At 57.2% G+C, this 12720-nt stretch carries 9 protein-coding genes; 7 read left to right on the top strand and 2 right to left on the bottom strand.

What is annotated here, in order from left to right; genetic code table 11:
- The first annotated feature begins 207 nt into the window (after positions 1-207).
- The 7 genes from ACQUQ0_RS11435 to ACQUQ0_RS11405 all read left to right on the top strand — a co-directional run bounded on the left by ACQUQ0_RS11435 (position 208) and on the right by ACQUQ0_RS11405 (position 9568).
- On the top strand, positions 208-1611 hold the full coding sequence (locus ACQUQ0_RS11435; protein ID WP_435185140.1) for a metallophosphoesterase family protein: 1404 nt from the start codon (positions 208-210) through the stop codon (positions 1609-1611).
- Positions 1608-4331 (top strand): AAA family ATPase, encoded by a 2724-nt coding sequence (locus tag ACQUQ0_RS11430; RefSeq protein ID WP_435185139.1) that lies wholly within the window; start codon positions 1608-1610, stop codon positions 4329-4331. The genes ACQUQ0_RS11435 and ACQUQ0_RS11430 overlap by 4 nt, the downstream gene beginning before the upstream one ends.
- Positions 4331-5563: a DNA double-strand break repair nuclease NurA gene (locus ACQUQ0_RS11425; RefSeq protein WP_435185138.1), complete on the top strand. Its 1233-nt coding sequence runs from the start codon at positions 4331-4333 to the stop codon at positions 5561-5563. Before ACQUQ0_RS11430 ends, ACQUQ0_RS11425 begins: the two co-directional genes overlap by 1 nt.
- Before the next feature lie 37 nt (positions 5564-5600).
- Complete coding sequence (locus ACQUQ0_RS11420; RefSeq protein ID WP_435185137.1) at positions 5601-6278, top strand: hypothetical protein; 678 nt, start codon at positions 5601-5603, stop codon at positions 6276-6278.
- Positions 6275-7933: a helicase HerA domain-containing protein gene (locus ACQUQ0_RS11415; RefSeq protein WP_435185136.1), complete on the top strand. Its 1659-nt coding sequence runs from the start codon at positions 6275-6277 to the stop codon at positions 7931-7933. Before ACQUQ0_RS11420 ends, ACQUQ0_RS11415 begins: the two co-directional genes overlap by 4 nt.
- 280 nt (positions 7934-8213) lie before the next feature.
- The gene (locus ACQUQ0_RS11410) at positions 8214-8561 is read left to right on the top strand and encodes a winged helix-turn-helix domain-containing protein (RefSeq protein WP_435185135.1); all 348 of its coding nucleotides are present in this window, start codon (positions 8214-8216) and stop codon (positions 8559-8561) included.
- Positions 8562-8788: 227 nt separating this feature from the next.
- The gene (locus ACQUQ0_RS11405) at positions 8789-9568 is read left to right on the top strand and encodes a recombinase family protein (protein WP_435185134.1); all 780 of its coding nucleotides are present in this window, start codon (positions 8789-8791) and stop codon (positions 9566-9568) included.
- Between the two features lie 58 nt (positions 9569-9626).
- Here the strand turns inward: ACQUQ0_RS11405 and ACQUQ0_RS11400 are convergent, their stop codons facing one another.
- Positions 9627-10814: a hypothetical protein gene (locus ACQUQ0_RS11400; protein WP_435185133.1), complete on the bottom strand. Its 1188-nt coding sequence runs from the start codon at positions 10812-10814 to the stop codon at positions 9627-9629.
- Positions 10807-12564: a DEAD/DEAH box helicase gene (locus tag ACQUQ0_RS11395; protein ID WP_435185132.1), complete on the bottom strand. Its 1758-nt coding sequence runs from the start codon at positions 12562-12564 to the stop codon at positions 10807-10809. The genes ACQUQ0_RS11400 and ACQUQ0_RS11395 overlap by 8 nt, the downstream gene beginning before the upstream one ends.
- Positions 12565-12720 lie beyond the last annotated feature (156 nt).

Raw genomic sequence — 12720 nt, 5'->3', positions numbered from 1 at the left:
TCGCTAGGATTTAGATTGCAGCGGGCAGGTATAATGGTTGGGATTCACTAGCAGCCACCCGACTGAGTCACTACTTTCACTCCGCCGTGACTACCTTTAACACTCCTGTAGAATACGACATAATTATCGGATACATGCGGCAGACTGTATCAGTAGTAGATCTGAGTTTGAGCATCGTGGCGGTAACTACCGGTGGGGTCTGAAATAATGCGTTTAGCACACGCAGCTGACATCCACCTCGGTCGCCGACAGTACGGACTCAAGCAACGGGAGACCGACGCCGGCCTCAGCTTCCAGCATTTTCTGTCGCAGGCCCACGAGCAAGATACCGATGCCATTCTCATCCCCGGCGACCTGTTCGACTCTCGGGATATTCGTCCGCAGACGCTCCAGAAAGCCGAAGAACTGCTAGAGGACGTTCAACAGCCCGTCATCGTCTCGCCCGGGAATCACGAGGAAAATATGAGCCGCCGGCGAGATCTAACGTGGCTGGAGTATCTGAACAACAAAGGCTTGCTAACACTTCTATCAGCGGACCTATCCGGCGACCGAGCGACCTTCGCGCCAACCGACGCGGCCGATCCGCGGCAGGGTGGGGGTGGCTACGTAGACCTCGAACGTGACGACGAGCTTATCCGCTGTTTCGGGCTTCAGTATCGAGGCGCGTACATCGAACGAGACCTTCCCAACGTCGCGGAGGGCATCCAGGCCGTAAACCATAGTGAAGGAGAGCCGGACAAGACGATTCTCCTCGCTCATTTCGGCGTTGACGACGCGGTCCCAGACCTGGGCGCGAACGTCGCGCGCGCGGCCCTTACGGACATTGAGGATCTCATCGATTACATCGCTCTCGGCCACATCCACAAACGATTCGAGAGCGGGAGGATGGCCCGTAACCCGGGCAGCCTCGAAGCCTTCGACATCCAAGAAGGGCGCTGGGATGACAGCCACGGGTACTACATTTACGAGACGGATTCTGGCGCCGCCGAACACCACCTCTCCAAGCGCCGCCCCTACCACACGCTAAACTTCGACGTTTCAGGGTATCGCACCTTCGAAGATCTCCGCGCTGACTTCGAGACCGAACTGGAAAACGCACGGCCGGAAGTTGAGGAGGTCTGTAAACGCGAGATTCACCTCGACGGTCGGGGGAACCGCCGGGAGCCGATAGTCAATGTTCGCTTCGAAGGCACGCTCCTGCTCGACCACACCACATTCGACGTTGAGGTCCTTACCGGCCTCGCCGAAGAGGAACTCGACGCACTGTACGTTCAACCGACGAATCACACGGAGCGGAAGGCGGTTCAGGAACTGCTCGGCGACCTGGAACGCGACGAGGCGTTCAATCCGGACGGGACCGTCAACACGGACGCTCTCCAGGAGCGCGTGTTCACGACTATTGCCGGGGAGTCCAGATACAGCGCCGAGGCAGAGGCTGTCGCAGAGACGTTAGATCAGGTGGAGGGGTTGGTCAACGAGGACGAACAGAGCGTCGGAGAAATTGCGGATTACCTCAGGCAGCGGCGTCGGGAACTCTTCCCAGAAGGGCCGGGAGCGAGAGACGAGCAGGGAGAAGCAGACGGAGCGGCGAACGGGGTGAACTCTGAATGAGCATCGCTATCGACCAAGTCACGTTGGAGAAATTCAAGAGCTACGGCGAGGAGACGACGATAGAGTTGGGGAACGGAGTGACGGCGATTCTCGGCGACAATGGCTCGGGGAAGAGTACCATTCAGGAGGCAGTTGGCTACGCCCTCTTCGATACTCACCCCTTCCGAAATCAGAAGCGGTTGATCCGCGACGGCGAGAGTTCCGGACATGTCGAGGTTACGTTCACTAACCGGGTCACCGGGGAGACATATACAGTCCGACGCTGGGCAGGTCGGTCGAAGTACGACGTACTGGACGAGAACGGCGACAATCTCGGGCTAGATACCAACAGCGACGTCAAGGACTGGATCTGCAACCAGCTCGGGATCGACAATCCAGACGACCTGTCCGAAGCGTGGGAGCGAAGCGTGGGCGTGCCGCAGACGGACTTCCTCTCAGACTTCACGAAGACGGAAACCGAACGGATCGATACGTTCGACCCGCTCTTCGACATCGAACGGTACCGAGAGGCATACAAGTCGCTGAGTGGATTGGAAGAGGAGTTCGAGGACGACATCGACGAACTTGAAGAGAAAATAACGCGACTCGAGGCAAAGCTGGAAGATCTCCCCGAAGTGCAGGCCGATGTAGAGGAACAAGAGGAGGCCGTCGAAGAACTGGAGCAGGAACTCCAGTCGCTCAACGAAGAGATCGAAGAACTCGATGAGGAAGAAGAGGAATTAGAAGACCTGAACCAGAGGCTCCGAGACGCCAAGCAGGATCTGGAATCCCTCGAAGAGACAAAAATCCCCGCGCACCGGGATGCTCTCGAAAATGCGGAGGAACGGCTTGAGGACGCGAAAAGAGCGAAGGAGATCATTGAGGATGTCGAGGAGGACTATACGCGCTACGAGGACGCACAGGACCGACTCGACGAACTCGAGGAGGAACGTGACGAGCGCAACCAGCTAAAGGATCAGCGTTCCGATGTCGGGAGCCAGATCGACCGTTTGAAAGACCAGATCAGTCGCCACAAGGGGGACTTACGAGAAGCACGGGAGGCACGGGAGACGGTCGAGGAATTGGAACCAAAGAAAGAGCGGTACGAATCGCTTGAGGAGCGGATCAGTGACCTCGATGACGACGAGGAGCGTATCGAGGAGATCGAAGAGCGGGTCGAGGATATCGACGACGAGATAGAGGAATTAGACGAGGAAGCCGACGGGATCGAAGCGGAGATAGAAGACGCGGAGGCGCAGCGCGAGGAAGCCGAACAACTGTCTGACCTTCAGGAGGAACGGCAAGAGCTCCTCGCTCATAAGCAGACACTGAAGAACGAAAAGAACGATCTCCGCGATCAGAACCAGGAACTCCGGGAACTCGACTTGGAGGAGGTGTCGGAAGTGTCCTGCCCGACGTGTGACCGGCCGGTCACTCCTGATCACCGCGAGAAGGTTATCGAGCGAAACGAGGGGCGTATCGAGGAAATCTCCGAGGAAGAATTCCCCGACGTAGAGGACGAAATCGAGCAGATAGAGGACAAAATCGAGTCCGCCCAGGCCGCCAAGGATGTGGTCGAACAAATCCCGCGGTTGGAAGACAAACTCGACGATGTCGAAGGAGCGATTGATGATCTCCGTGAGGAGAAACGACAGCTCCGAGACGAGCAAGAAGAACTTGAGGATGAAGTCGCAGCACTGCCGGAGAAGCGAGCAGAACTGGATGACCTCGAAGGAGTCGTCGATGACTACCATACGGCGAGGGCCACGGTCGAAAGCGCGGACGACGTCCCAGAGGAACTCCGTGACACTCGGAACGAACTGGGTAAGAAACGAGTCGAGTACCGCGAGATTCAGGAAGAACTCGCGGAGTACGAGGGGCTCGATGACGAAATCGACCGTCTAAAGGACGTTATCGATGAAACCGAGGACGCCCACACGAATTACGTCAAAAACGAGGACGAAGCAGCGAAGCTCCCCGACCGACGGCAGGAAGTCGAAGACAAACAGGAGGAGTTGGAGGAGCTGAAATCGGAACGCGATGGCGTCGAGGATCGCGTTGACTCGCTTCAGGACGAGTTCGACGCTGAACGGCTCAACGAAGTCCAGGAAGAGCTTGAGGGGCTGAGAGAAGAAAGAGGTGGAGTAAATGGGAAGCTCGAAAGTGCGCAGTCCGACCTGAAGGACGCTAAGAAAGAACTTGACGAACTCAAAGATAAACAGGAGCGCAAGCAGGACCTCGAAGACGAAGTCACCGAGTTAGAGCGCGATCAGGAGTTCGCTCGCTGGGCGCGGAACAGCCTCCAACAGGGTGCCGAAGACCTGCGCGACCTCATCACCAGCGAGATCGGTGACCGCGCGAACGCCATCTTCCAGCAGCTCCGCGGGAACCCGACGGAGACGCTCGTCTGGGACAAGACGTACAACCTGCGTGTTCGCGTCCGCGGCCAGAACAAGCCCTTCGACACACTCTCCGGTGGAGAGAAGATGGCTGCGGCCCTGTCCGTCCGGCTCGCTATCCTCGAACAGTTAGCCTCCGTCGGTGTAGCGTTCCTCGACGAGCCGACCGCCAACCTCGACCAACAGAAGAAGCAGAATCTCGTGAACCAACTGGACGATCTCGATCAGCTCAACCAGCTTATGGTCGTCAGTCACGACCGGACGTTCGAGTCGATGACTGAGCGGACGATCGAACTCGAAAAGGACGAAGACCGGGAGGTGACGCGGGTGGTGTCGGAGTAATGCCATTTCACCCCGAAGCGGTTCTCGATGATCTCCGCGATCACGCCACGGAAATTCGAGAGTTCGCCGAAGACGATGAAGAGACAGTCGAGCGGTACCGGCGGGCCTTACGCGACGCCCTCGCTGAGTACGACACAAACCCACTCCGGCGTGAACTGGGTCCGGATCGATATCCAGGCGCACTGCCGACCGAGGAGTGGGACGAGAACAGCTCACCGGTCATACCGTTCGAGGAGTCCGCCTCTTGGGATAACCACGAAGCGGTGAACGGATACGCGAAGGACATCTTAGAGGGCGTGACGACAATCGCCGCAGACGGGTCGGAGCTCGGCCCGACAGACGAGTTCACAGTTCCCCTCGGACTTGTCCAAGTCGCGTGGAACGCCAACCACCATCACAAAGATGGGGATTACGACGAGGGCCTCAATACCAGAATCCTCGGCCCCCACGCAGTCACTCAGGAATCGGAGGAGGAAGACGGCGTCCGGTACACCGACGGACGGGCGCCCGGCCACGAACGCTACCGCGACGAGGGAGAGACTGTCATCGCCTGTATAGAGGAGTTCGCCGATCTCGATCCGCCGCCGGTGGTCATTTACGACGGTCCGCTCGTTCCCACCTTCGCTAACACCTACTCGCCGGAGGTGCGCGACGACTACTACCGACAGACCATGTCCCGTGTCCTCGCCGCGAGCGAGCATCATGGGGTCCCAGTCGTGGGCTATTCGGCCGGCAGCAGTCGGACGAACATTGCGAAACTGCTCCGCAGAACGTACCGGAGCCGGCTCGGGGACGAGCCGTTCGTCCCGGACTCCCGCATCCTCGAGGGCTTCACGCAACACTGGGGAGACCGCTCGCAGGTTTTCACCCACCGGCAGGACGGGACGATCGACGCTATGGAGGCCGAGTATCGCGGTGAGGAGTACGAGTTCGCTACCGACGTCTTGTTCGGCTACCTCGACATCCCGGACGGTGACGCGATGGATTACCTCGAGTTCCCGGGATGGGTTCTCCGCACGGGGCTCGTTGATTACGTGTTCGACATCGTGCGCGCGGAAGCAGGCGTCGGTCGAGGGTACCCCGAAATCGTCCAACAAGCGGACGCGAACGCCGTCCTCGATACTGAAGCGAAACGACGGTTCCTAGCGCTCGTCCAGAACTTCGCCGAGGAGGAAGGCCTACCTATCGAATGGAACGCTAAGAACCTGAGCAAAGAACGACGCCGACGATGAACAGACAGCCCGACCATTTCACCCGAAACTCATTACCATGACACAGAACGATTCAATCGCAGACGGACCCGCGCTCACGGAGAGCGACCTCACGCTCGGAACAGTCGCGCAGTCGCGTTCACAGATGGACTATGTCGTCGAAGTGTACCGGGAACGCGAACGAGAACGACCACCGGAGAAACAGGACTACGAATTCGGCCAACCGGTCTACGCCACAACGACGGTCAGAGGCGACGAGTATGGCCTCGTTGGCGTCGTGTACGACTCTCAGCTCGTTGATCCAGACCAAGGACGCGACGGGCCCCGCCTCTCGAACCCCGACCAAGAGATGTTCGTCCCCGGTTACGTCGATGAGAAGCGGACGCTTCTCGGCGTCGCATTCCTCGGGTTCGCTCGGTTGTCTCCTCACTCTGATTCGGACGGCTACGACCTCGCTGACATCGAACAAGAGATGCCCCGATGGACGCTTGACATCGACGATCCAGTGTCCAAACTCTCGACTGATGGGTTCCGGCAGTTCCACTTCTCTGACGGTACGCTCCAGGTGCAGTACTACGACCGACTCATCTCTACCGCTGACCGCTTTGGTTCCGAAGTAACCCTCTCGCTGATCGAACGCCTCCGCAACGACACGCCGGCGGACGAAAATATGCTGGACGTCATCGAGCAGAAGGTCCGGTGGGAAGCGAAGTCGGATCGGGGGGTCGTACGATGAGCGACGAAGTGCCCTCGCCCCCGACGAGCCGCAATGTCGCCGCTGCGTCGGAGATGGTCGTCGGAACGGTCGAGAAGCCCGGAGACTCGGCCGACGAGTTCCAGTTCATCGTTCCGAACGATATCGATGTTCGGACGGGCGAGTTTGTCGTCTACGACACTGTCGTTGAAGGCGAACAGCGTGACGTCCTCGCGCGCGTCACGAACACCGAACAGGCGCGTGGTCTACCGGGTGACTTCCTCGCGGACCCCGCCGTCGAACTGAGCGAAATTGCGGGGGCACTCGGGGTCCCGAGCGGAGATATCGAGATCGACCGCGTCACTGCCCGGACAGTCGGTTACTTCGATGAGGACTTGGAGACGTTCACGAACCCCCGTTCGCTACCCGACCCGGGGGCGAGAGTCCACCTCGCGGACGACGAGTTCCTTGAGGCCGTACTCCCGAACGCGGACTGGCAGAGCGACAGCGGACTCGCGCACGTCGGGTGGCTGCTGAACCGGCCGGCCGGTGACGCGAACGTCTTCCTCCCGATCGACGCGTTCTCCTCGACTCATCTCGCCATCCTCGCGTCCACGGGGAGCGGGAAGTCGTACACCGCCAGTGTCGTCATCGAGGAGATGATGCGCCCGCAGTCGCGGGCTGCGATGCTGGTCTTCGACCCTCACGGCGAGTACGACACGCTCCCGGATATGCGAAAAGACGACCATGCGTCTGTATTCAGCGAGGGCGGATACACGCCCGAGGTCAACATCGTCCAACCGGACGAGATCAGCATCGCCATCCCCGACCTCAACTACGGCGATCTGCTGGCCTTGCTCGACGGCCCGAGTGACAAAATGAAGTACGTGCTCCACGAGGCCTGGCGGAACCTCCAAGAGGAAAGCAACGACATCAGCGCCCACGACATCGTCACCGAGTGTTACAGCGTTGATGGCGAGGACAGTAGTACGGCGAGCGCACTTGAGTGGCGGCTCCAGCGCGCGCTCGGTCGTGACCTATTCGTGCGTGCGGCCAGAGATGACCTGACTGATCTCGTCGCACCGGGGCAGGTCACCGTACTCAAGCTGAATCGGCTCTCCAAGGAGGACCAGCAGATGCTCGCCGCCGCGCTCCTTCGGAAGCTCTACGAGGCGCGCGAGCGGGCGATGCGCGGCGATGACGATCGGCTCGATTTCCCCTTGTTCACGCTTCTAGAGGAAGGGCATCGATTCGCTCCTGACGGAAGCGCACGTTCACTCGGTATCCTGAGAACGATCCTTTCGGAGGGTCGAAAGTTCGGATTCGGTGTCGGTATCATTTCACAGCGACCATCCAAGCTTGATGCTGACGTGCTTTCGCAGTGTGGCACGCAGATCATTATGCAGATTCAGAATCCGAACGATCAGCAGGCGATACGGCAGTCCGTCGAGAGCGCGGGTGAAGACGTGCTCGACGAACTCCCGGGGCTAACGCCGGGACAGGGAGTCATCGCGGGCGATTCGATGAACACCCCCGTTCTGGCGCGCATTCGTAAACGCCACACTCGACACGGAGCCGAGAGCCTCGCTGCAACTCAGGAGTGGCGTGACAGCTGGGAAGAGCACCGAGAAGAACGGGAGCGTGGGGTTACGGACGCCTACGACGACGAAGAGGAAGTGGATGACACGCCTCTCTAAAAGCGGGGAATAAACCCGCTTTCTGACATTCGCACCTTCCTTTTAACTAATCAAATTGTATTGCTATGATCCGTCTACTACACTCCAAACTCCGGGCCATTATTTTCCTCAGGAAACTACCATAGCCTATGATCGTGCCTACTCAATGTTCGCTTCCGAACGACAGCCTGGTTTCTCTCGATAAATATCTTCATACGGTTCGGTTATTCGGCGACGGATACAAATTCGAGATACAGCTCCAATTTGAATACGAGCTCAGCAGTCCCAAGTCACGATGACTATGTCTCACCTCAATATCCTACAGCAGATCCTCGCACACGATTCAGGAGTTCTCTCTATTGAAGAATTGAACTACCGAAATACGGACGTTGAGGAAAATACAATCCGTGAGAGTCTACATTCGCTTGACGAAGAGAACCTCGTTACCCCGCTCTCAGTCGCCGGTGGAGACCCAGATCTGCCGGACACGTACTGGGCAGTGACTCCAGAAGGTGTGGAGTTTCTCAAGCAAAATGGAGTCTACGACGAAATTGCAGTACTCTCAGAAGCGGACGACGCACTTGAACGCAGTCAACGAATCAAGCGAATCGAAGCCGCTGGTAATCGTCCAGATCCAGGCTGGTTCTGATCGTTATATTCCCCACTCTCAAGAGCACCAGCGAAATCGAAGATCGGACGAAGTTTCAGTTGAATAAGATATTCAACAGATGCCTTTAGAATACGTTCAAGTCTCAAATTGCGCACACACAACCATACTGAAGCGCCTGGTTGTGTATCCCAAAATCAACTGTTCTGGGTCAGTCACCCAAAACTTCGATTCTTTTTCAGTCACACCTCCGTATCCAGAACTACCCGATGACAACTGCCTACTACACCCGTGTTTCGACCGATAGTCAGGATCCAGATCGACAGGTCGAAGAGATTCATGACTATCTCGGTGAAGCCGCGTTTCGAGACGCACGAGCGTACGCCGATGTCGCCGGCGGAACGAAAGACGACCGTGAAGAATTCCAACAGTTGTGGCAAGATATCGAAGCGGGTGAAATCGACCGCGTAGTCACGTGGGAAATGAGTCGGCTGTCCCGCCGTCTCAGCACAGCGGCGGACTTCATGGAAACCTGTGCGAAAACCGGGACCGCACTCGAGACGCTGAACGACATGTTCCCGAACCTGCATGGAGGCGGCGAAGACGACATCTGGGACGAGCTCATGTCGAAGTTCTCGGCATGGATGATGGAGTTCGAGAGGGAGATGACACGGGAGCGCGTTCGGAGCGGCGTTCGTAAAGCCATAGACGAGGGGAAATGGGTGGGGCGGCCGCCGTACGGATTCGAGACCGATGATGCTGGATACCTCCGGGTGCAAGCAGACGAGTACATCCGGATGCAGTTAGCGATTGAGGCGGTTCTATTCAACGACGAGTCGGTGAACTCGGTAGCGAACCAGTACCGCGTGCCCCAGAGCACGCTTAACCGCGTCGTGGACGATGAGGACCGACGGAACCTGTACCTGTATGGCGAGGGTAATGACGACCGTCTCACCAGTGCTGTAGAGGAAGGCGATATCGAGGACAAAGGCGAGTTAGCCGATCTTCGGAAACGAATTGAGGCTCTTGAGGCCCAGGTCGGTGAATAACTTATTGGGCTGTTGGGAGCGTTGTATTCCCAATTATTCGGATGAACGATAACCGAGTCTATCTACACTGCTGACACTGTACTCCTGTATGCCCCATCTCAACAGAGTTATCGGATGAGAGCGTCGCATGGCAATTTGGACAGGTGACAGTATCTGTATATCCAACACCTGCTGCGTAGGGGGCTCGCATAGTCTCGTTCCGCTCGGAATCAGCCAGTTGGAGTTCGATTTCGCCACGCTCGTACGAGACCAGTGTAGTTGCTACTGGCTTCGTCCGAATTTCGAGCTGATGCCGCTGATAGATCTCGCGTCGTTTGTCTTCGAATCCCTGTTGTCTCGACTCGAGGATGGCCGCTCGCTTCTGCTCGAGTTCCTCTTGCTTCGCTTGGAGCTCTTCTCGTTTTTGCAGGGCATCAACCCTGTCTTCGTGGGACGTAGCGGTATCGACGTCATCCGCGACGTTCTGAAGGCGGTTCGTTACCGACTCAATTTCATCTCGAAGGTCGCTCAGTTGTTGATTCTGTAGCTGTCGGTACTCATCAAACTCGGCATCGGCAGCACGCGAGGCCGACTCACGGATATCGGCGATGGCCTCACGAACGTTATCAAGCGCAGTTTGCTGACACTCGCTGACGGCTGCTTCGAAGACTTCCGTTCCGACCGACTCGGTACTGTTGTCTTCCCAATCGCTGCCTCCGGGCTCGTCCTTGGGGTCGTAGAAGGATTGCAGGACCGTCTCGGCCATCCCGGTCAATTCCTCCTGTGACGAAGCGTCAATGGCGACGGCTTCGAGGAACTGTGTCTGGTATTCGCTCACCGTTTCGACGCCGATCTGCACGACTGCGAACACCGCCTCACGGTCGTAATATGGCATGAACGAAGCATCAACAACTTGGAGGTCGCTTTCTACGACCCAGTCAGGGTACTGGTACTCGTCTCCTGAGAGTTCGTCGGTAACCGATAACCGACCGACGGGAGATATCGAAATCGCTTCGTCAAGTAACTGTTGAGCGAATTCACTCTCGGGGGCCAGAACGAATTCATCCTGTCCTCCATGGCTACTGGAGCCGGTTTCGAGGACGACCTCGAACTCGTTCCCGTCGCCGAACGCGACATCGACGTGGTCGGGGAGGTTGACCTGCCATCGAGATCCGTCTTCGTGGACGGATGCGCCAATGGTTTTCAAATACTCTCGAGCGAACACAGTTAGTCTCGACTGCGTGACAGGGAGTGTGGCATCAGTCATCGGTCGCACCTAGGTCGAAGTTCTCGAAAACAGCGCTGTTGAAGTTCTCTACCTTCTCAGAGAGATCCTGCTGTTCCTCGAGATCAACTGCCATCGCTTCGAAGTCGTTTTCGAGATCCGCTTCGGAATCCGCGTTGACGAGCCGTTCGAAGATTTCGTCTTCGAATCCCTGCTTGGAGTCTTCGAGCCGGGTGAGGATCGTGCTCAGTTCTCCGACGGTCTGTTGGAACAGGTCTATTTTGTGATACAGCCGCTCCAGCACGTACTCCTCGATCGTGTCTTCAAGCGCCATGTTGAACACGAACACCTCTCGCTTCTGGCCGATGCGGTGAATCCGACCGATGCGCTGTTCGACTCTCATCGGGTTCCACGGCAGGTCGTAATTCACCATGATGTTGCAGAACTGGAGGTTTCGCCCCTCACTCATCGCGTCCGTCGAGACGAGAACCCCGCCTTCCTCCCGGAACTGGTCCACGATGTCTTCCTTTTCCTGACTGGAGTGTCCTCCGTGGAAGGCGTGGGTTGTATACCCCTGTTCTTGAAGTGATTCCAAGACCTGCTGTTGGGTCGCCCGGAACTGCGTGAAAACGATGACCCGCCCCATCTCGACGTGCTCGCGTGCTTCCTCGACGATGTCGAAGAGCCGCTCCTGTTTGGTGACCGCCTCGACAGCATCGATCTTCTCCAGAATCGTCTCCAGCTCGCTTCGATGCGTAAGTTCGTTATTCTCGTCTAACTGCCTTCGAATCGTCTTCTTGAGGGCCGCAGGACTACTCACAACCTCCTTTTGCAGCATCATCAACACCAATTTTTGTCCCCGATCTTCGCTGTACGCCTCCCGAACGTAGTCCGTCACCGCGTCGTATAGTTCGCGCTCGCTACTGCTCGGCTGGAACGTGCGTGTATCGATCTCACGGTTAGTGAAGTCGATATCAGTCTCGGCCCGCCGGTTCCGAATCATCACCTGATTCAGACGCTGCTGTAACTCGTCGCGGTTCACCAGCGTCTCCTGACCGTTGTCCACGAAGTAGTGATGGAACGTTTCACGGCTGCCGAACAACCCCGGCCGTAGCAGTGAGACGATGTTATAGAGGTCGGTCAACTCGTTCTGAATCGGGGTGGCCGTGAGGAAGAACGCGTAGTCGTACGTGAGCTTGTCGATGAGTTCGTACCGATCAGTGTCCTCGTTCTTGACGTAGTGGGCTTCGTCCATCACGAGGACGTCCCAGTTTCGGGAAAGGACGCTGTGACGGTATCGGTCGCTTTTGGCCGTGTCGATGCTCGAGATGATGTGATCGTGGGCGTCAAATCCCTGGAAGTCGTCGTCGTAGTTGCAGACGAAGTCAAGGCCGAACTTCTCCTGGAGTTCGCCCTGCCATTGCTTTGCGAGTTGAGCGGGTGTCAGGATGAGGACGGAATCGTCCGTCTCCCGGTAATGCATTTCCTTCAGAATCATTCCGACCTCGATGGTCTTCCCGAGGCCGACTTCGTCGGCGAGCAAGGCCTTCCCGTCCATCTCGAAGAGTGCTCGATGAGCAGCGTCAACCTGGTGTTCGAGCATCTTGACCTGCTCCCCATCGACGCTCGAGAGCGATCGGAGTCCCGTATCCGGTTGTCCCGCACTTAGTCGGTTCGCAATAACGGTCTGTCGTTGAAGTGGAAACTCGGAGGTTCCAGACGAATAGGAGTCAAGTAGATTGTCGGGTTCCTCGTGAGTGACCTCGACATCAACGAGGTCGTCGTCGCTCATATCCACATAGAAACTACAGACTGACAAAGGCGTTATGTAGATATCTCCGTTTCTTCGAGAAGATACGGTTCAGCGATTCACGAGATATCCGGCAAACAGTAGGACAGTAATCGGTAATATTGTGGGTCGAAACCGCGAGCGCAGATTCTCAGAAAA

The organism is Halobellus sp. EA9 (assembly GCF_051195055.1).
In the GTDB taxonomy this organism is placed as follows: domain Archaea; phylum Halobacteriota; class Halobacteria; order Halobacteriales; family Haloferacaceae; genus Haloquadratum; species Haloquadratum rubicundus.
Note: the sequence above shows the minus strand (reverse complement) of the source record. Positions and strands in the feature narration are given on the sequence as shown.

Coding starts and splice junctions, on each gene's coding strand:
- ACQUQ0_RS11435 (WP_435185140.1), top strand. CDS start 208: ATGCGTTTAGCACACGCAGCTGACATCCACCTCGGTCGCCGACAGTAC.
- ACQUQ0_RS11430 (WP_435185139.1), top strand. CDS start 1,608: ATGAGCATCGCTATCGACCAAGTCACGTTGGAGAAATTCAAGAGCTAC.
- ACQUQ0_RS11425 (WP_435185138.1), top strand. CDS start 4,331: ATGCCATTTCACCCCGAAGCGGTTCTCGATGATCTCCGCGATCACGCC.
- ACQUQ0_RS11420 (WP_435185137.1), top strand. CDS start 5,601: ATGACACAGAACGATTCAATCGCAGACGGACCCGCGCTCACGGAGAGC.
- ACQUQ0_RS11415 (WP_435185136.1), top strand. CDS start 6,275: ATGAGCGACGAAGTGCCCTCGCCCCCGACGAGCCGCAATGTCGCCGCT.
- ACQUQ0_RS11410 (WP_435185135.1), top strand. CDS start 8,214: ATGTCTCACCTCAATATCCTACAGCAGATCCTCGCACACGATTCAGGA.
- ACQUQ0_RS11405 (WP_435185134.1), top strand. CDS start 8,789: ATGACAACTGCCTACTACACCCGTGTTTCGACCGATAGTCAGGATCCA.
- ACQUQ0_RS11400 (WP_435185133.1), bottom strand. CDS start 10,814: ATGACTGATGCCACACTCCCTGTCACGCAGTCGAGACTAACTGTGTTC.
- ACQUQ0_RS11395 (WP_435185132.1), bottom strand. CDS start 12,564: ATGAGCGACGACGACCTCGTTGATGTCGAGGTCACTCACGAGGAACCC.